The sequence below is a fragment of the Bradyrhizobium sp. DN3 genome, assembly GCF_041357655.1.
In the GTDB taxonomy this organism is placed as follows: domain Bacteria; phylum Pseudomonadota; class Alphaproteobacteria; order Rhizobiales; family Xanthobacteraceae; genus Bradyrhizobium.
In genome coordinates this window covers 261,585-281,753 of sequence record NZ_JAULLN010000006.1, presented here as the reverse complement: position 1 = coordinate 281,753, position 20,169 = coordinate 261,585, and the positions used below count along the sequence as shown (strand labels likewise).

At 60.2% G+C, this 20,169-nt stretch carries 15 protein-coding genes; 8 read left to right on the top strand and 7 right to left on the bottom strand.

Features of this window, described 5'->3' with window-relative positions; genetic code table 11:
* Positions 1–49 precede the first annotated feature (49 nt).
* Together AAE027_RS12010 and AAE027_RS12005 are read left to right on the top strand one after the other, a co-directional pair.
* Entirely contained in the window at positions 50–253 is a 204-nt protein-coding gene (locus tag AAE027_RS12010; RefSeq protein WP_370988219.1) for a hypothetical protein, read from the top strand.
* Positions 254–434: 181 nt separating this feature from the next.
* Positions 435–1,223 carry a transglycosylase SLT domain-containing protein gene (locus AAE027_RS12005; RefSeq protein WP_479714217.1) on the top strand — a complete coding sequence of 263 codons (789 nt, stop codon included), beginning with the start codon at positions 435–437 and terminating at the stop codon, positions 1,221–1,223.
* Positions 1,224–1,244: 21 nt separating this feature from the next.
* Here AAE027_RS12005 and AAE027_RS12000 read toward each other — a convergent pair whose 3' ends face one another.
* Positions 1,245–2,060 (bottom strand): winged helix-turn-helix domain-containing protein, encoded by an 816-nt coding sequence (locus tag AAE027_RS12000; protein WP_370988217.1) that lies wholly within the window; start codon positions 2,058–2,060, stop codon positions 1,245–1,247.
* 279 nt (positions 2,061–2,339) lie between these two features.
* Between AAE027_RS12000 and AAE027_RS11995 the strand changes: the two genes are divergently transcribed.
* Positions 2,340–3,497, top strand: coding sequence for an acyltransferase family protein (locus tag AAE027_RS11995; RefSeq protein WP_370988216.1), 1,158 nt, complete (start codon positions 2,340–2,342; stop codon positions 3,495–3,497).
* Positions 3,498–3,594: 97 nt separating this feature from the next.
* Complete coding sequence (locus tag AAE027_RS11990; protein WP_370988215.1) at positions 3,595–4,443, top strand: MBL fold metallo-hydrolase; 849 nt, start codon at positions 3,595–3,597, stop codon at positions 4,441–4,443.
* Between the two features lie 10 nt (positions 4,444–4,453).
* On the opposite strand, the gene AAE027_RS11985 is transcribed toward AAE027_RS11990, so the two are convergent.
* Together AAE027_RS11985 and AAE027_RS11980 are read right to left on the bottom strand one after the other, a co-directional pair.
* Positions 4,454–5,344 (bottom strand): aldose 1-epimerase family protein, encoded by an 891-nt coding sequence (locus AAE027_RS11985; RefSeq protein ID WP_370988214.1) that lies wholly within the window; start codon positions 5,342–5,344, stop codon positions 4,454–4,456.
* 344 nt (positions 5,345–5,688) lie between these two features.
* On the bottom strand, positions 5,689–6,906 hold the full coding sequence (locus AAE027_RS11980; protein WP_370988213.1) for an acyltransferase family protein: 1,218 nt from the start codon (positions 6,904–6,906) through the stop codon (positions 5,689–5,691).
* 335 nt (positions 6,907–7,241) lie between these two features.
* Between AAE027_RS11980 and AAE027_RS11975 the strand changes: the two genes are divergently transcribed.
* From AAE027_RS11975 to AAE027_RS11965, 3 genes are all read left to right on the top strand, one after another.
* Positions 7,242–7,652 carry a hypothetical protein gene (locus tag AAE027_RS11975; RefSeq protein ID WP_370988212.1) on the top strand — a complete coding sequence of 137 codons (411 nt, stop codon included), beginning with the start codon at positions 7,242–7,244 and terminating at the stop codon, positions 7,650–7,652.
* A gap of 319 nt (positions 7,653–7,971) precedes the next feature.
* Positions 7,972–8,262, top strand: a complete 291-nt coding sequence (locus AAE027_RS11970) for a hypothetical protein (protein WP_130211929.1) — start codon at positions 7,972–7,974, stop codon at positions 8,260–8,262.
* Between the two features lie 632 nt (positions 8,263–8,894).
* Positions 8,895–10,049 carry a glycosyltransferase family 2 protein gene (locus AAE027_RS11965; protein WP_370988211.1) on the top strand — a complete coding sequence of 385 codons (1,155 nt, stop codon included), beginning with the start codon at positions 8,895–8,897 and terminating at the stop codon, positions 10,047–10,049.
* Between the two features lie 54 nt (positions 10,050–10,103).
* Here AAE027_RS11965 and AAE027_RS11960 read toward each other — a convergent pair whose 3' ends face one another.
* Entirely contained in the window at positions 10,104–10,562 is a 459-nt protein-coding gene (locus tag AAE027_RS11960; RefSeq protein WP_370988210.1) for a thiol-disulfide oxidoreductase DCC family protein, read from the bottom strand.
* On the bottom strand, positions 10,552–12,192 hold the full coding sequence (locus tag AAE027_RS11955; protein ID WP_370988209.1) for a hypothetical protein: 1,641 nt from the start codon (positions 12,190–12,192) through the stop codon (positions 10,552–10,554). Before AAE027_RS11955 ends, AAE027_RS11960 begins: the two co-directional genes overlap by 11 nt.
* A gap of 419 nt (positions 12,193–12,611) precedes the next feature.
* On the opposite strand from AAE027_RS11955, the gene AAE027_RS11950 reads away from it, so the two are divergent.
* Positions 12,612–14,081 carry a lipopolysaccharide biosynthesis protein gene (locus AAE027_RS11950; RefSeq protein ID WP_370988208.1) on the top strand — a complete coding sequence of 490 codons (1,470 nt, stop codon included), beginning with the start codon at positions 12,612–12,614 and terminating at the stop codon, positions 14,079–14,081.
* Here AAE027_RS11950 and AAE027_RS11945 read toward each other — a convergent pair.
* Positions 14,068–19,305, bottom strand: a complete 5,238-nt coding sequence (locus tag AAE027_RS11945) for an Ig-like domain-containing protein (protein ID WP_370988207.1) — start codon at positions 19,303–19,305, stop codon at positions 14,068–14,070. The two genes, AAE027_RS11950 and AAE027_RS11945, sit on opposite strands and share 14 nt — an antisense overlap.
* Positions 19,306–19,664: 359 nt before the next feature.
* A complete protein-coding gene (locus AAE027_RS11940; protein WP_143035545.1) occupies positions 19,665–20,054 on the bottom strand; it encodes a hypothetical protein in 390 nt (129 codons plus the stop codon).
* Positions 20,055–20,169 lie beyond the last annotated feature (115 nt).

The following is a 20,169-nucleotide window of genomic DNA, read 5'->3' as shown; positions in this document are numbered from 1 at the left end:
TGGCCGACACCGGCAACAAATGGCCGCATTTGGGCCCATGAATAGTGACATGACCATTTTCGCAACGACCCTGCTGCTCGCCAGTTCCTTGGCGCTATCGTCTCCGGCACACGTCGGGCGAACCGACGCCGAACTCAACCCGATGCTGCGCAACGCGGCCGTGGATCATGACCTCGCCAAGGTGAAGCAGCAGTTCGAACGGGAGCTCCACAGCGACGCTGCAGACCGCTCCGCGGCATCCAGCCAGCGCTAGCGCCGCGGGCCGGGCGCATCCAAAGGCATTCCTGACGGCCGCACATGGCGTTTACTTCCTTGGGCCGCCTCGAAAGAGGCAGGCACCACAATGCAAATTGCGGGATCATGCTATGGTTGATGCGTCCCCGCTGCCGCGCCGCAAGGCCGGTTTGTTAACTCGGAAGCTCTATCACAGACCCATGCTGTGGGATCGAACACGCTTCAATCTCGGCGCGACGTGGGGACGCGTGGCGGTCGCCCTGCTTTTGTCGGCTCCGATCTGCGCGCAGGCCAAGGACGGCGGTCCGGACGAGCCGCGCACGACGGCAGCGCTGCCCGACGGCGGGACGGAGCTCGGCGCCGGAGAAACGCCGGCATCCCGCGCCGCGATCCGGAAGATCATCGAGAGAGAGATCGCAAACACCCATTTGCCTGCCGACATCGCCGAAGCGGTGGTCTTCGTCGAGAGCGGCTACAACCCGGCCGTGATCGGCAGCGTCGGCGAGATCGGGCTGATGCAGGTGCGGCCCGAGACCGCAGCGATGCTGGGATTCCGCGGAAGCAATGCTGAACTGGCAGAGCCGGACATCAACATCCATTACGGGGTGATTTATCTCAGCCAGGCTTGGCGCCTGGCGGGCGGGGATCTCTGCCGCGCGCTGATGAAGTATCGGGCGGGTCATGGCGAGGAGACGATGACCCCGCGATCGCAAGTCTATTGCAACCGGGCCCGTAACCGGCTTCTCGCGATGAACTCGGCATCGCTGAACGTCGAAGCCGCGGCCGGTCCGGCTCCCGCGCCCATTCCCGCGGCGCCGGCAAAACTGGCAAGTGCACCGAAGATGTCGACGCAGCCCAAAGCCGTCTATGCCCGCTATCGTCAGGGCACGGCCGCCGCCAGCCGCGCCTATTGGGCCGCACATGAAGCCCGGATCAGCCAAATCAAGGCTCGCATCGAAGCAAGATGGAAGCGCGTCGCATCGCGTTGACGGGGATGCCCCGATCTGCCGCTAGAGCCGCTCGCTGAGCGCGAGCTTGTAGCCGACGCCGGTGACGGTCGCGATCACGGGCGTGCCGCTGCCGGTGAGTTTGCGGCGCAGCCGCGCCACCAGCGCATCGACGGTGCGGATGTCGACTTCGGCCTGGCGGTTGCTGACCACCTCGATCAGATAGTCGCGGCTGAGCGGCCTGCCGTCGGCGCCGACCAGCGCGGCGAGCAGATCGAATTCGGCGCGGGTCAACGCCACCGGCTTGCCGTCGCTGCCGAGCAGCTCGCGCCGGGTCAGGTCGATGATCCAATCACCGAACGCGATCGAATTGTGGTTGCGCGCTGCCTTGCGGTCGATCGAGCGCCGCCGCAGCACGCTGCGCGCGCGCGCGAGCAAGTCGCGTAAGTTGATCGGCTTGGTGACGTAATGGTCGCCGGCGATCTCGAGGCCGAGGATGCGATCGACGTCGGTGTCGCGGCGCGTCACGAAGATGATGCCGGCGTTGCTGGTCGCCTGGATCTCCTTGGCGAGCTCGAAGCCGTCACCGTCGGGCAACTGCACGTCGAGGAAGACGAGATCGGTACGCGCGCGCAGTGCCTGGCGGCATTCCGCGCAGGAGCCGGCGCCGACCACGTCGAAATTGTTCTCGTCGAAATAGCCGACCAGCATCGTCCGCGTCACCGGATCGTCTTCGACGACGATCAGCCGCTCGCGGCCGGCGGGGCGCAATTCCGGACGGGCGGAATCGGCCACGATCTTGGGTGTCCTGTGTGCCTGCGGCCCGGCCTGGAAATTCAGGTCCTTGCGCAACGCGCTGTCCTGTGAACGACCATTCACGACCTGTTCGAGCCCCCGAAATTGCCCGCCGCGATACTAGGCGTGTTGTGATGCCCAAACAATATTGGTCATGGTCTTGACGCATTAAGTATGAATTGGCCCACAATTCTCATCGCGTGCATGATCATGCGCCAGCCGCCGAGCCTCCGCGACACCGCCAGTTCGGCACATCCGGCTCCGCACGTCCGCCGTTAACGTAAAGGACGCCTTCGGCTTCGGAAACGCCGGCCCCGCCTCTATGGTCCCCGCTCGCAGATACCAGACCACGGAGAAGGCGTGATGCAGGGGCAGGCCCGGTTGGCAGCCGGTCGAACCAAAGAAGGCACTACGGCCTTCGGCCGTTCGCACACGCTCGACTTGCTGCGCGGTCTTGCCATTGCCGGCGTGATGGCGATCCACGTCTCGCAGTCGTTCCCGTCGCACATCGGCGCCGTCGACTTCGCCTTCATGTGCGGCTGGACCGGCGTCAACGTGTTCTACTTCGTCAGCGCCATGACGATGTGCCTGATGTGGACGCAGCGCACCGAAACGAATCCGGCGCGCAAGTTCTACATCCGCCGTTTCCTGCGCATCGCGCCGCTGTTCTGGCTCGCGATCCCGGTCTACCTGCTCGTCAACGGCACGGGGCCGAGCGCCAACGCTCCCAACGGCATCGGACCGCTTCAGGTGGCCCTGACCGCGACGTTCCTGCACGGCTTCTGGCCGGACAGCGTCAACAGCGTCGTGCCGGGCGACTGGTCGATCGCGGCGGAGATGACGTTCTATCTCGTCTTTCCGCTTCTGATCATCGCGTTCGGAGCACGCCGTCATCTCTATCTGGCGCTCGCGATCGTGCTGCATCTCGTCAATGTCTGCCTCTTTAAGCCGTGGGCCTTCGCGCTGTTCTCGGCCTATTACGGATCGGGCAACGAAGCCTTCGTCTGGACCACGCTGCACATCAGCTTCCTTAACCAGCTTCCGGTCTTCCTCGTCGGCTGCGCGCTGTTCTTCTCCCTGCGCGACGGCTTTGCGAAGTCGGATGCCGCGGTCTTCGCCGTCTTCATCGCACTGTCCTTCATCGCCGACCGCGCCACTGCCTCGCATGAATTCAACTATCTGATGATCAATCTCGTGCTCGGTGCGCTGGTCGCCGGCTGCATCCGTCTCGCGATCCGCTGGCGGCCGCTCGAGGCGCTCGGCCGCAATTCCTACTCGATGTATCTGTCGCACTTCGCGGTGATCTATGGCCTGCGCCAGATCTGGCCGCTCGCGGACGGGCTGGTCTCGCTGCTCATCGCCTATGCCGTCACCGCCGCGCTCAGCTATTTCGTCGCCCGCGCGACCTGGCATCTGGTCGAGCGGCATGCGCAGGATCTGGCGCACCGCCTGACGTCCGCGAGAGGGGACCGATCAACCATCCGGCCGACCCTCGCCGCCACTGCGGCCGGCGTCCGCTGAGCGCCCTGCTCCGTTCCGGCGCTGGTCCTTGATGCGGCTTGCTTAGCTTGCCGTGTTCAAATCTACTGTGAAAAATCTTCACGCTGGAGGTGGCGCCATGGAGGTCATATTGCTCGGCACCGGCGGCCCACGCCCGGATCCACGCCGGATGGCGACGACCACGCTGATCAGGCTCGGCGACGAGAACATCCTGATCGACGCCGGCCGCGGCGTCACGCTGCAGCTCAGCAAGGCCGGCGTGCCGCTCGGCGCCATCAACACGGTCTTTCTCACCCATCACCATTTCGACCACATCGGCGACCTCTACGATGTGATGCTGAATTCATGGATGCATGGCCGCAAGGACGAGCTGCGCATCTATGGTCCCCCGGATACCGAACGGCTGGTCAATACGCTGATCACGCAGGTCTACGACAAGGACATCACCTGGCGGGATCGCGGCGAGCCGACCTTCGGCGGCTGGAAACCGGTGGTTGCAACGGACATCGTGCCGGGTCCCGTTCTCGACACCGGCCGCTGGAAGATCAGCGCCGAGCTCGTCTCGCATGGCGACGGCCTCGACATGCCGCCGGCCTTCCTCCAACGCTGGATGTGTCTCGGCTACCGCTTCGAGGCGGAGGGCAAGGTCATTGCGATTTCCGGCGACACGGTCCCCTGCCCCGGTCTCGAGCGACTGGCTGAGGGCGCCGACCTGCTGGTTCAGTGCTGCTTCCTCGCAACGCCTGAGATCAACAACGAGCACTTGCGCCGGCTTGCGAAATTCACGATCGCCTGCGGCGATACGGTCGGCAAGGTCGCGGCCAAGGCCGGTGTCAAGAAGCTCGCCCTGACCCATCACCGGCCGCGCACCGACGATTCCATGCTGAACGCGCTGCTCAACGACGTCCGGCGGGACTACTCAGGACCTGTCGTGCTCGGCGAGGATCTCACGCGCATCGAGGTCTGAAGACATCGATCTAGGACGATCCGATTTCGATCCGGAACGACAAGCGCTCTTCCGCTCCCGCCGCGATATGCATCAGGCCGGGCTTGTCGGTGAACTCGCCGTCGAAGCCGGCGGGACTGGCATGGCCGCGCCAGGGCTCGATACAGAGGAAAGGCGCGCCCGAGGGCTTCGACCAGACGCCGAGCTCGCGAAAACCGCGCCAGGACATTTTCAGCCACGGCCCGGTTGATGCGCCCTGCCCGGCGGCATAGCGGACCGAGCTGCTCTCGATGCGGTCGAAGATGATGGCGTCATCCACGAACAAGGCTTCGGACAAGGGCAGCGATTTATCTTTGACCGGACTTGGTGCCGTTGCCGCGCGCAGCAAGCCGCCGTCGAGACGGCGGACGGGAGACGATTCCGCGTTCGCAAAGGTCAGCGCATAGCTCTCCTTTGCCAGTCCGGATTGCAGCGGCCAGTTAAAGGCGGGATGACCGCCGAGCGACGCCGGCAATGTCTCCTTGTCGGTGTTGGCGATCGTGAACGTCAGATCAAGGCCGGAATCGTCGATCGCATAGGCAGCGGTGAGCCGGAACGCGAACGGATAGAGCGCACGCGTCGCCTCGCTGTCTTCGAGCACTAGGGTGCAGCGGCTCTCGCCGCGTTCTGCCCACGCAAAGCGGCTGTCGCGCGCAAAGCCGTGCTGGGTCATCCGATACGTCTTGCCCCGGTGCCGCAATTCGTCATTGGCGAGGCGCCCGACGATCGGAAACAAGAGCGGCGCGTGGCGCGGCCATTCCGGCCCCGCCTGCCAGACGAATTCGATGCCGCCTCCGTCTTTGAGCGAGCACAGCTCGGCTCCGTGCGCCTTGATGGCCGCGCTGAGCCGGCCGCTTCGAATGGAGTGGGTTTCATCGCTCATGCGCGACATCTACACCGCGATCTGATACGCAGCAAGGCGGCACCAGCGGAGGCGTGACGGTCATCGATGGCGCTTGCTTGTACAGAGCGTTGAAACGTAACAGAGAATTTGGTGTGGACCATCGCCAGCTCGACACCGCGGCTACGCGCAGCAACTCGCCTGATTAGCGCCTAGGTTGTCACACCGCCGGACCTTCGGAGCAGTCGCGCTAGGCCGAATACAAGAGTAAGCCGCCGAGGTCCGCAACGCCCTCGACTTTGCCACAGGACCGAGGCGCAGCCGCGAACTTGGGCACCGAACATACCTTCGACCCGCAGTCCCAGATGTCCCAGCAGGGCGTCCTCTCAGGACGATGCGACCGGTTTAGACTCAGCACGACGGGATACCCCAGCGCCGGCGAGCTCGTGGGAATTGGACTTGCGCAACAGGAACAACGACCTCCAATCGCCTTGATGGCCAAATTCGATATAACGATAGCTCAGCGCACTTAGCAGGATCGTTATTGCAAGATACGGAAATGAAAGTCGAAGCGTGTCTTGCAACGGAGACGTATCGGGCGGGATCATTTCAACCATGATGATCGAATGCCACGCATAGATACTGTAGCACATGCATCCGACGACTTGAATTGGCCACGCCTCGAACAAGCGATTTGCGGACCATGCCCCGCACAACACCGCCAGCAGCACCATGGAAAACCCGGCGCAAAAGATCGTGGCGTAGAGAATGCTCACAGCCCAGGGGCCGTTATCCTTGAGATATATGGCGGCAATCATCAGCAGCAGTCCGGGCAGCAGCCCGCGCGACTGAAATCTCCTTAGTGAAACGCTGTCTCTGGACTTGACGTAGAGATCGCAAACCAACATTCCGAAAATGAATTGGTAACACGACCCAAATATTCCGCCCACAAACGGGCGAAACATCCCAATCCGATCCACCACGATAAGATGCCCAGCCACCACGAAAGCTGAGCAGATGACGACGCTCAACAGCAACAGTCTTCCAAGGCCGAAGCGCGCGATCAGAAGAATCAGCAGCGGAAACAAAAGGCTGAACCAGATTTCAACGCCTACGGACCACAATACGGGATTGGAGGGGGGCATAAACCCGTGCGGCACAAAAATGAAAAGCGTAGATAACAGTCCGCCGAGCTCCAGATACCACGCATGCGATCCAGCGGGCGACTTGGCATGGAGTGCAACCGTCACGAGGACAACCGTATAGTAGAGTGGAAGCAACCGGGCTGCGCGATGCCAATAGAAATGCGGGAAGTCGGCGAGCCGATCGATGACTCGCTTCTTTGTGCGATAGGGCAGGTACAGAACGAATCCGGAGAGCACAAAAAAGATATTTACGCCCAAGAAGCCATGCTTCGCGACAATCGCCAGGAGACCATTCGGATCAAGTTCGCCGGGAAACGCCGGCGCGCTGGATGTAAACGGAACAAGCAAGTGAAAAAGGATCACCATCAAGATGGCGAGTCCGCGAAAACCGTTGACGGCCCCGATCTTCTGCGCGCGGCTGTCGGTTATGATGGCGGAACCTGGGGATTGTAACGACAAGACGGCGATCTCGGTATTCGTGGTTTCCTGTTTGCGATGTTCGCTACGTTGAGCGAGCTGTCAATCGATGGCTGTCGCATCACTACGACACGTGCGATGCCAAATCGAAGGCGCATTGACCAGCAAATAGGCAAGTCACCGGATCGCGGGGATGCAGCGAATATCTCGTATCGCTCACGACGCGTCAGAAGCGCTCCTGAGGCGAGCGCAGCCCGACACGGATACGGCGAACGACGTGCCTTCAAATCGTCAATTACGGCATCTATCAACTACAGGATATAGACGGTAGCAGGTTAACTCTGAGGCAGAATTATGAGTGGGCGCGTATAGTTTTGATGGTTGGGCTTCTCATCATATTTGTTCTGCTCGCGATTGGCTTCGCGGCCGGCTACGGCACGCGTGAGCTGATCTCTCGTAAGCGGCACGCCGAGTACTTGAACTTGCAGCCCTACGTTTCGCCCGCGCTCAGAACCAGGCGACCAGCTTCGGATGAAAGCACCAGGGCGCGATACGCCACACCTCAACCCGCAATGACTGAGCAGATGAACCATGACATGCCTCAGTCGTTTAAACCCGTATCCATTCGGGAGCCGAAGCCAGTGAAATCCGGGCCTTCCGGCGCAAGCTTGCGTCTGATCGAGCCGCATTCCTCTGAGCCCGATACCGGATCTTTGCAGCCCGTGGACATTGAGCAGAGCCTCGAAGAACTGGTCGGGCTCCTGCTGCGTAAAAGCCAGGGGAGCTAGGACTGGTCTCCTCCGAGGCGTCTTGGTCACAAGCCTCTTGCCGCATTTGCGTGTCGGCCTGTTGCCGAGGTCGACCACCCGGGTGAGCCCCTGGAACCGAAAAGCACCCAGTTGTCAGCAGGAGAACTCCGGGATCCAGGAGACCGGGTCGACGACCGAGCACGTTTTACGACAGAACCGCGCGCCCGCAGCGCAGCGGCAGGCGCACCAAAGATTGGGCGCGGCCGCGTAAAAGTGGTATGTTTTTAGCGGTTCTGTGGCTACAATACGGCCCGTCATGCGTCGGAACATCTCTGGTGCAAGAGCAGGAGGGCAGATCTTGGTCGTGCTGATGATCGCAAGCGCCGTAGCGGGTGTTCTTCTGGGGCGTTTTCTTCGCGCATACGCCCTTATTCCCGCAACGATGCTGATCCTGGTTGCAGCGTGGTATTTGGGTCTTGAGCAGGGTTTCGCCACGGGCGCGATAGCATTCGTCGCCAGCGCGGTAATTTTGCAAGTCGTCTATTGCGCGAGCCTCCTGATCTATCTGCTCATCGCGAACCTCTCGGTGCTCGACCAAGTGCAGTCGGAGGCATCACCGCAGATGCCTGAATCGCAAATCGCAGTCTAGTCACCCCCCTATCATGAGCGGCCAGCGAGCATGTTGTCGCATGGTCCGTGCATTGTGACATCCTCCTGTAGAAGCTCCGCATCTGCTTAATTGTCATGCAGATCATGCCGCAGGGCCGCATTCCAGTCCGTTGTGCTTGTGAGCCGCTTCGTTTACGCGGCATGATCCCGTGCACGAGTGATGCTCCGCAGAAACCGCTGGCCACAACTCTAATCTGCTCTCAACGGCTCGACAGATCTCCTGCACCCAACTGAATACGCGTATGATGCGTGGCGGAGGCTCCTTCCTTTGACTTTGATTTCGGCTCCTTGAAACCGCAGCGGAATGGCTGTGTTGCACAAGGCCAAATGCTTTTGGATGACACGAATCCGCGACAAGCTGGTGCGACACTTCACTTTATGACTTTATGCTCAAGACGTTTGGGAATGAATGGCAATGCAATCTATTTGGAACCGATGCGAAACCGCCGGCCGATAGTCCTCGATTGCAAATAGGAAGCGCACATTTGTAGCTCGCCGCGGGCTTATGAGGCTAGATCAACCCGCTGGGACAATGTGACCGTCCATAGCACCTATATTCGCCGTCTTTATCGTAGATAATGCAGATGTGATCGGTTGGCTGGAAAATCTAAAATGGAATTGCTGGCGAGAGCAGCGGCGGGCGGCAACCGCGCGCGGAACGCGTTACAAGGGTCGATCGTAAGGGGTCAAGCGGCTATCGCACTTTTGACGCCAACGCGATCACGGGCCAAGCATCCCGATCCAGTCATTCACCGGATTGATAGCAGGCCGCTCGACTTCGGCGCCGATGAGATCGTGGCTGTCGGCAAGCTTCGCAACGAAATGCTGCGATTACCCGATTTCCTGCGCCACCATCGCCGGCTCGGGGTCGGACGTTTCCTCGCGATCGATGATCGTTCGGATGACGGCACGCGAGCATTCCTACTCGATCAGCCGGATGTTCACGTGTTCGAGATCCGAGAGCCCTTTGCAGAATCAAGTGGTGGCGCGCGTTGGACCAGCGCCGTGCTCGACCAATTCGCGCCAGGACGGTGGGCGCTGACGCTCGACGCAGACGAACTCTTTGTCTATCCCGGTTGCGAAAATTTTGATCTTCGATGGCTGTGCCGATATCTGGAGAGCACCGGCGCAGATTGCATGACTGCGGAGATGGTCGATATGTATCCACGCTGGCTCGGTGGCCCGGAGCGCTACCATGCCGGTGAGAGCCTCGTCGCGTTCTGCCCCTACTTCGATTCAGATACCTATGTGAAGCGCCGTCGGCGCGGCTTTCCGACCAACTACCTGGTGGGTGGTGCGCGAGCGAGGTTGTTTTATGACGAACCGATGCCGCCGAAGATCGCTCTTTACGACGCACTTGTGCGGTTGCTTGAGCCATACGGGCTGGCGCGGCTGCTGCCTGCAGTTAACATCACGCGCTGGCAGCCACCGCTGCTCACTAAAGTGCCGCTCGCGCGCTGGTTGCCCGGCCGTCGTTATATCGCCGCCGGTCACCTGATGGCCCCACCAGGCAAGCCAGGCGATGTCACAGGCGCCCTGCTCCATTTCAAATTTCTCCACGACTTCACCGACAAGGTCGCAATCGCGGTCCGCGAGGGCAATTACTATCTCGGATCGGTCGAGTATCAGCGTTACGCGGAGCGACTCGATCAGAATCCGTCATTCGAGCTCATCTATCCGAAAAGCCTGATCTACCAATCATCCGACGATCTTGTCCGTTGCGATCTGATGCGTCTCTCTCCGGCCTATCAGGCCGCGACGCGATAACCTGACCCACCGCTTCTTGTACACAGGAGGCGCGCTGGAGCCTTCCTCCAAACGTCATCGGACCCCGTCGTTGTGCTTGATGTTTTCGTCGGAAGGACCGACCGGTATCCGCTGTTCCGGAGCATTGATCTCATCGATCAGCTTGCGGCCGAGAAGCCGAAGGAGAAGCTTCCTTCCGCGCACCAGTGCCGGATAAAGTGCCTTTGCGAGGCGTGGCCGGGAGAACACGAGCCGATTAAGGCGATTGAAAACAGTCGCCTCCCCGGCAAGCGTTGCCAGCAGATGCATTGCATCGGCCCCATAGTAATGCCGCCCACGCCAGCGAACCACCATGCCTTCATTGAGATCGAGATTGCGGGCGCGGATATCGCCTACGATTGGATGCTCCGAACGCGCATCGATCAGGTGAATGCGCTGCCCACGCTCCCGCAACTGGTACAGCAGAACATAGCGGCTGCATAAGGGGCATTCGCCGTCATATACCACCCAGATATCGTCATCACTATGGGTCAATTCGATAATCCGTACGCTTCCGAACGTCGCGCACAAGCTTGCCCTCCGCCAGACCGACGCATACTGAGTCCACCACATAGTGATAGGCGACAATATCGTCCATGGTCAGCTTGTTGAATTCGCCATACAGCCATGGATTGGACAGCATGTGGTGCGGATAGGCATAAAAGCTGTTGTTGTCCTTCACCCAGGGATAGACACGGAAAAAGCGATCCGTCTCGCGGACCAATTTTTCCACGGCCTCCATGGCTACGCCTGTGTCCTGACGCGGAAGGATCTCCGGGCCGCAGGTGGTCGCGTCATGCCAAGTCGCAAGATCGTGGTTGTTGCCGCCAACGCGAGCCCGGAAATGATTCTCAGGGATGTACATGGTTCCGGTCCCGATCATGTACGAGTAGATGCCGAAATACGTGGAAGGCGCGAGAACCTGGCGACCATCGCGGGTCTCGACGAAAAGCCGCGGGCTTGCCAGCTTCGGCCCGTCCAGCCATCCGAGATGATTGGTGTAGAAGAAGAACCGGCCGCAGATGACGGTCACGACCATCACAACCTTCATCGCCGGGGTGAATCCATCACGCGGCAGCGTCCGCGCCGCGGCTACGATGAACAGGTTGAGCGCAATCCAGAAGAAGAACAGAGCCCCGAGCGTGAAGTACACGCCGATGTGGAAGATGTCGAACAGCAGGCAGAAGAACGACAGCGCGCGCGTCGAGATCGCAGCCAGGGGCGACAAGAGCTGGGCACCCAGCACGAAGACGTTGAAGATCAGCTGGTTGCTCGCGATCGCGTCCCAGATCGTCTGCAACGCGCCCGGCCATAGGCCGAGCGGGGCGTCGCCGCGTTCGAGTCCCATCAGGATTGAGGTTTGCGTGGGATTTGCGAGCAGCCAGGTCCATGGCTTCTCGCCACCAGCCTGCAGCTTTGAGATTCCCGACCAGAAATAGCTGCCGAGATGCGCCCCGACGGCGCACGCCCAAATCAAGCCATAGGCGCGATCGCGAAGCTGCTTCACGTTATCTGCGGAAGCGAACACAGTTCGCAGCCACGGCACGCGATCCATCGCCCAGGCGCTGGTGAGGACGATCGTGCCGAGCACGCCAAGGACGGCGAAGTTACCGACGTCGAGCATCCCGAGATAATCGGTCTCAGTCACGAAGATGCCGGATACGACGCTCACCATTTCGCGCCATGCATGATAGAAGTAGAACAGCGGCACCAGAAATGAAGGACGCCAGATCGCGGCTATTCCTGCCACAACCGCAAGCACCGCACCGTAGCGGAAGAACAGTGTTTTGTCGCTCGAACCGAACAGGATGTTGGGAGGCCCTGCGAAGGGCCCCAATGAATCGAACAGCAACTGCACGAAGATCGTCATTCCGATCGCGAAGGCGGTGATCCGCAATGGCGGCGAGAAATCACGGTAGCGAATGGAGCTGAAGGCGAGCGCGCCGGCAAATGCCAAGCAAACCAGCACCAGAGCGTAAATGTCAGACCAGCGCGCGAGATGCGTGACGGCCCGCCGCGAAATCGCAGAAAGAATGACGGCTACTGCAAGGAGGAAGAGAGGTCCCGCAAGCGACGCGACGCCAGACCGCGCTCCTTGCTGTGATGCAACGGTATACAACGTCATCCCGTCTCGGACCTCCGGAGCTTCGCCATCGAGATCAGCCGAACCTTATAGAATCACGAGCGGTCTGCAAACATCGCAAGCGCAGCTTGCCCTTCTCCTGGTGTGAGTGCACAAAATCATCTCACGGGAACCTCAGCACTGCGAATTGAAATATGACAAACTGCGGGCATTGATGTGACCACAAGTCTCCGCATTGACATTGGTGATGGTCAGGCCATCGTTTGAAATCAGCTTCGACCAGGCTCGCCCAGGTACGCCGGTCCCACATCGCCCGATCACGTCTTCCGTTCGTGTCAAGGCCAAGCTAAAAGCCGGAGACGATCGGAACCGCCATCGTTCGGCGCGCTGGATTTCCCGCGGCATTTGCTGGCAGGCGCAAGACCGCGCAAGAACTGTTTGAGATCGCGGGGGTGAGCTCGTTGGACAAAGACAGCAAGTCACGGGCCGTAAACAACATCCTCATAACGGGCGGGTCCCAGGCCTGGAAACTGTCGGCCGGTTTTGTCTTGACGATATTCTCGACGCGAAATCTTGCCCCGTCCGACTTCGGCCTGCTGGCCATGTCTGCGACGGCTGCAACGTTCCTCGGGCTCATCAAGGACGTCGGCGTTGGACAGGCCATCATTCAACGCACGGAAATCGCCAAGGGCCAGATCGATGCGCTGTTCTGGCTATCGGTGCTCGCTTCCGCGGCATCTGCTCTCGTTCTGGCGTTGAGCGCGCATCCGGTTGCGCTGTTTTACGGCGATACGAGGCTTCAACAGCTCATGATCGCAATTGCCGGCCTAAGCTTCATTGCTGGCCTTGCGACCGTTCCGGCGGCGCTACTTGCCAGAGAATCCCGGTTCAAGACCCTGGCAATCCTGGATGTCGCTGCGACAACTGCTTCCGTTGTCGCCGGGATCGTCGCCGTAATCATCTTGAGAGACTATTGGGCACTTTATCTGTCCACGCTCGTTCTCACGCTCATTTCGACAGTCGGGATCTGGGTCTATTCTGGCTATCGCCCCGGATATGCCCGTCTGGACAGCGAGACGCGGCACATGGCGCGATTTGGCCTGCACGTGTCAGGGTTCAATCTGGTCAACTATCTCTCGAGAAATGCGGACAACATTCTCATCGGCAAATTTCGAGGCGGCGACGAACTCGGCCTGTACGATCGGGCCTATAAGCTGTTGCTGCTGCCGATCGTCCAATTACACAACCCCATCGGTCAGGTGATTGTCCCGCTGCTTTCGCGGCTTCGTTTCGATAAGGAGAGATATCTCAGCACCTACAACGATGCCCTTTCCATGGTTATGCTCATATGTCAGCCGGGCATCGTCTTCGCCATCCTGCTCTCGGAGCCGCTCTTCAGAGTTCTCCTCGGGGAGCATTGGGTGGGTGCAGCCCCGATTTTTTCTTGGCTTGGCGTTGCGGGCTTGATCCAGGTCGCAACCGCGACGGCAGCTTGGCTGTTCCTCAGTCAAGGCCGTGGCCAGGAGTACTTCAGGCTCGGCGTTTGGACCGCCCTGATCAACGTGACCTCATTCCTCGTCGGTCTTCCCTGGGGCGCCCTCGGAATCGCGGCGGCGTATACGCTGGTGAACTGCACCGTCGTGCTGCCGCTTTACGCGATGTCAATCGGTCGTCATGGCCCGGTGACGACTAGGAGCCTGGTCAAGACGACCGTCCCACATTGGATCGGTTGTGGCGTTGCGGCGGCCGTCACAAGGATTTCGATCATCTCATTGCTGGATGGAAACTCTTTCGCTGGGTTAGTTATGCTGCTGGCGCTTGCCTATGCATCATATCTCCTCCCCATGACCTTCTTCGCGCGGAAACGGGAACTTGCGAAACGCGTATTACGCAACGCTTTTCGAAAGGCAAAGACCTTCAGCGAAGGATGAAGTCATGCAACTCCGCCAGATGGGCATCAATCGGGGCTACCGCGTGAACGGCGTCGGCCTGATGAAGGCTTGAGTTAACATCTGGATAAGTGGTGGCCACGAGGAGCCTTGCCTTGGCCGATTCATGAAAAGCCTCGTTGCTGAACTCATATACGGTGGGGATAGCGGACTGCTCGAACACGAACCCGTCGTCTCGCGGGCGCGCGGGGCCGACGGCCGGTGCGGTAGGAGGAGGCTGCGACGGCGCAACCGCCGAAAAATCAAAACTGGCCTTCGGAGGATCGATGACCAGCGTGCCCCCGGATCCGTCGCTCGAGAGATTGAAGGTGGAGTTGGTGTAGTCGCCAACAAGCGAGATATGTGCCGTGTGATTTTGAGCATCGACCACGGTCAACACGCCACCGGCTGTATCGCCGGAAAAGGACGCCAACGTTCCCGCTCCATACGCGATGTCCTTCAGGTCGATATGATTGGAATTGGACTCGGTGCCGTCACCCGTCAGACCGATGAGCGTTCCCGTAAATTGCGACGCGTGGTCCAACACCAGATTGCCGGTCGACGCCTTGAAGGTGATCGACCCGGAAGCGGCGCCGGACAATTCGAGCGTGGCGCCGGGGTCGACCGTCGCGGCCTGTGACATATTGCCCAGATTCAATACGACATTTCCGGAGATCTTGAGGATGGTCGATGACGTATTGATTACACCATCGCCATTGAGGTCCTGATAAAAAGTCGTCTCGACCGCTTTAAGAGCAGGGTCAGTCGGGGCCACCTTGTTCAGGAGGTTCGATACATAGTTGCCATTGCTGTCCGTGGTCCACACACAGAGTTCGCCGGTGGCCGGAATCTTCCAGGCCACATCATAGCCGCTGGTCGTTTGCTCCACGCCCACCGGCGTCCAAGCGCCGAACTGTCCCGACACAACCGCTACGCCACCGTACTTCAAGGTCGGTCCCGCGCCGCTGGCAATCGCGTCGAGCAAGTAATTCGAGCCGACCAGAACCAAGCTGGTTGAGCCGGACGCCTCGATTGTCGTGCCTGAAACCTTCTCGGGTGCTGGTGGAAGACCAATCACGCCATCACCATTGAGATCCTGGTGAAAGAGGGTCTCGCTCGACTCAAGAGCCGGGTCGGTTCCGGACACCTTGTTCAGATAGTTGGATACGAAATTGCCGTTGCTGTCGGTGCTCCAGACCGCGAACTGGCCGGTCGAGGGGATCTTCCACGCGACGAGATAGCCGTTCGACGACGCTTCCGCAGCCACTGGCACCCATGCGCCAAGCTGCCCCGCGACAACCGCGGTTCCGCCATTCTTCAAGATCACCGATGAGCCGGCCGTCGAAAGGTAGAAGTTGCTTCCCGACTTGATAAGCGATGTCGTGCCGGCCGCTTCGATCACCGTACCGACGGCGGAGCTGAAAGCGTTCGAAAGCTGGCTCAAATTGCCGGCGATGTCGGTGGCGGTCGCGGTGAAGCTGTGTTGCCCTGCCGTGAGCGATCCGGTGGTGACGCTCCAGGCCCCACTCGTCGCCGCGACCCCCGTGCCGAGCAAGGTCGAGCCTTCGTACAGCCGGACAGTGCTTCCGGCTTCTGCCGTGCCGGACACGATTATTGCGCTCGAAGCTCCAGGTGCACCCGAGGTCAGGATAGGTGCAACCGGGGCACGCGTATCGACCGTGACGTTCAACGCGCCGGAGGAAGCGCTGACGTTGCCGGCGGCGTCCGCGGTCTTGCCGGTAAAGGTGTGATTACCGTCCGCCAAGGTTGCGGTGGCAAAGGACCAGGCTCCGTTGGTGTCGGCGATCACCGTTCCGATCATCGTCGCGCCGTCGAAGACCTGCACCGTGCTCCCGGCGTCCGCGGTTCCAGTCAAATTCACGTGGTTGACATTGGTGACGCCATCGCCGGCAACGTTGCTGTCTGGCGAGAACGACGCGAGCTTGGGCACGTTCGGGGCGACCGTATCGATGGTGACATTCACCCCGGCTGAGAGCGCGGTGAGATTGCCGACACCGTCCATCGCTGCGGCGGCAAAGGCGTGGCCGCCTTCGGCCAGCATTGCGGTCGCCATGCTCCAGTTACCGTTGCCGTCGGCGATCGCCGTGCCGATCTGAGTTGTCCCGTCGAAAACCTTGACGGTTACACCTGCCTGCGCGCGACCCGTGAGGACCAGATGATTTGTATTGATGAGGCCCGACACGATCGAACCGCTGTCGTTGACAGCCGAGATCGTCGGCACGGCGATAGGTATCATCGCCATCGGCGAATTCGTCGCGGAAACGAATGAATAGTCGGCCGACGTCAAGCTGGTGACGCCCGCAATGCGCAGCGTATCTGCTCCACCCGCGTAGTGAACGGTCCACACGTCGTTCACATGGGTCAAATAGGCGCCGCTGTCGTATCCTTTCAGAATCAGCTTGTCGTGTTCGGCAGTCGAGGTCGTGAAGACGTGGAAATCGGCGACCGTATCGTTGCCGCTGCCTGCATTGTAAATGAACGTATCGTTTCCGGCTCCTCCGGAGAGCCAGTCATTCCCGCCCGCGCCATCCAGGGAATCGTCACCGCTCGAGCCGACCATGCGGTTTGCCAATTGGTTGCCGACGCCCGCGAGCCCGCCCATCATCAACGTCAGGTTTTCGACGTTTGCCGGCAACGTGTACGACGTCCACGCCTCCACGCTGTCAATGCCGCCGCCGGGATTCTCGACGATTTTCTGGTTCGCGTTACCGATGACGTAGGAATCGTCGCCGTTCCACCCGACGAGCGTGTCATCGATATTGACCGCCGAGAGCTTGTCGTTTGCCGCGGTACCGTACACCATGCGGCTGCTCGCTTTCCCGCTGATCCAGGACGTGATCGTCCCACCGACCGGGAGTGTTGCTGGCAATTGGAAATCGTCGCTGGTGAATGCCGAGACCGTCGTGTTGCGCAACACCAGGGTGTCCTGGCTGGTCAACTTCAGATAGACGTCGCTTCCGACCTGGGTCATCGCCGCCTGCACGTCGGCGAATGAGGTGAAGGCAAAGCCGTTGAGCTGGACGACGTCGTGCGCGGCACCCGATCCCGGAGAAAAGTCGGTGATGATGTCCGAACCATCGCCGGAGTTGACCACGAAGGTATCCGCACCGCCGCCGCCGGTCAGGATATCATTGCCGAGCCCGCCGGTGATCACGTTCGCCGCGGAATTGCCGATGATGATGTTGGACTGAATATTGCCGGTGGCGTTGATGGCCGCCGAACCGGTGAGCGTCAAATTCTCGACGTAGCTCGAAAGCGTATACGTCACGGAGGAGTTTACCGTGTCGATGCCTCCGCCATAGGCCTCGATAACCTTCGCACCGGAATCGGTCACGACATAAGTGTCATCGCCGGCACCGCCGGTCATGGCATCGGCGCCTCCCGCACCACCGATCAGGTCATTACCGGATGTGCCGCTCAGCGTGTCCGCAGCCGCGCTTCCCACGATCGTGTTGGTCGGTGCGCCACTCGTGAGCAGGGTGTAGTTCGCAAGCGTGTACTCCGGCAATTGATAGGCTTTGATTGAATCGATGGTCATCGTCGCCGTCGATCCTGGAGCGGCGTTGCCCGGCCAGCTCCCGCCCATCGCCAGATTGGCGATCATGTACATCGCCGTATTCATGTCGGAGGGCGTCGCCTGCTGTGCGACCTCCTTCCCGTCGACGAAGAACGTCAAGTCGTAAGGGGTCCATTTGAGCGCAAACGTGTGCTCTCCACTGGTCAGGTTGGCTGTATTTGCCCACCCCCCATTCGTCGCAGGCGCGTAGGGCGAATGAATGGCCCAATGAGCCTGGTCAGGATCCTGACCAAATGCTTCGAGCACGTCGATTTCCGTGTTGAGGTTATTGGCAGTGCTGGGAAGCATCCAGAACGCCGGCCACGCGCCGCTTGTGCTGGGCAGCGTGGCCGTCATCTCGAAATAGCCGTAGGTCTGGGTAAAGCTGTTCTGGGTCGAGATCATGCCCGACGAAAATATGGCACTGCCTGTATAAGGCGTTGCGCTCGCAGGCAACGGTTGCGCCGTGATGACGAGGTGACCGTCCTGAATCGAGAACGGATTAAGCCCGAGCGACGTTGATGCCTGAGTGGCCGGCAGTCCGGAAAAGCTGGGATCGACATACACTTCCTGTTCGCCGGCCAGCCCGTACCCTGCGGCTCCGCTCCAGGCATAGCTCGTGCGCCAGGTCAGGCTCGGATCCTGGCCCGCGGAGAGCGTGTTGAAGTCGTCGTTGAAGGTCTGGACCAGTCCGGTCAGCGGACTGACGATGTTTATATTGGCGGTCGTGAGATTCTGGAGGCTGGTGTTTTCAAGGGTTATCGTTTCGCCGCTCGCGAGTTTCAGAACAAGGTCGGTGCCGACCTGTTTCATGGCCGCCGTGACATCGGTGAACGTCTTGAAGCCGGTGTTGTTGAGCTGCAGGACGTCCCCGCCGGCGCCCGCCTGAAAGTCGGTGACGATGTCGTTGCCGTTGCCCGCTGTCACGACAAAGGTGTCGCGACCGGCTCCACCGGTCAGCACATCGTTGCCTCGCCCGCCGTCGATCATGTTGTCGCCGGCGTTGCCGACAATGATGTTGTTGAGGTCATTACCGGTGGCGGGAGACGGAACGCTATCTGTCAGGACAAGATTCTCGACGTTCGGCGCATTGACAAGGCTGTATCCGTTGATGTTCCAGACACGGATCGTATCGATACCCTCTCCGGCCTGCTCGACGACCTTGGTGTTGTGGTCATAGACATAGTAGGTGTCGTCCCCTGCTCCGCCGATCAGCGTGACGCCCGTGCCGCCGGCCTCCATGCCGTCGTTTGTCGCCCCGGTCGTCAGCGTGCCGCCTGCGGGGACGGTACCCGCCCAGTTCCATGCCGTTCCGCTCGCTGGCAGCGGATTGTCCAGCACGACATTGCTTGCAACCAAGGTCGAAAGCGCGACATTCTGCAGCGTCAGGGTTTCGGTGGACGACAGCGTGACGACCGTATCGGAGCCCACTTGGGTGGCCGCTGCCAGGAAGCTTGCGAACGTCGCAAAGCCGTAGTTCTGCACTCGCAGCACATCGCCGCCTAAGCCCGCCTGAAAATCAGTAACGGTATCGGAGCCGTACCCCTTCGAGACAACGAAAGTATCGCTGCCTGCTCCTCCGGTCAGAACATCATTTCCGGTACCGCCAAACAGAACGTCGGCACCGGCGCTTCCATTGATAATGGTCATGATGGATTACGTGCTCCTTTTACGTGGCACACAACTATGGACGCGTTCAAAAGAGCCTTATGGATTCGACGCAATTTGACGCATGACGAGAGAATTAGCCGACGGCTGGAGATTTCTGCGGAGACACCGGAATGCTACGGGCTCATGTGAAGTCCGCGCTGCTTTGCAAACGCTCAGTGCATTGCCCGTCGTTCCCTGGGCGGGCGCCGAACACGCTGGGTTCCGATTAGGGAACCGCATTTTGCATCCGATAGTATTCAACCCGTATGACACCTCGTTGGCCGAATAGAGTCGCAACACGTGGGTACGATCAATCGGCGGCATGCAGACGCGTGGAGCTGCCACAAAGGCCCGAAACTTTATTGCTTCGCTGCGGTCTGGTCCGAGGGATAGAATCGCGCCTGATGCGCTTCCGATAGAACCTGTCCCGTCGATGATTTCACGAGGGCGGTCCATTCATACAGACCCGGCTTGCAAGGACCAAATGTCCGGATCGTCCCAGACGGCACAACGCCATTACCAGGAACCGGAACGTTCTGGCCTCCCATTTCGCGAGCACCTTCCGCAAGTGTGAGCGTCATCGAAGTGGCACCGGCGGGAATGTTGCGCAGACGTATCTCCGGATTTGGGAACAGCGTGACACAGCCGTGCGCCCCGCGCCATGAAAAATCCAACGTCATCGGATCGGCCGATGCAGGATGACAGACCGCGAGCAACAAAGCGACGGCAACAACAACAGCAGCTCTCACATATCGCTCCCAGTCCGGTTCGCTTCCGATCTTCGAGCGATCGGGGCACGCACTATTCACGATTCACGCAGAATAGATCGCCCATTTTAAGGCGCCATCGGTAAGCCCACTTGCA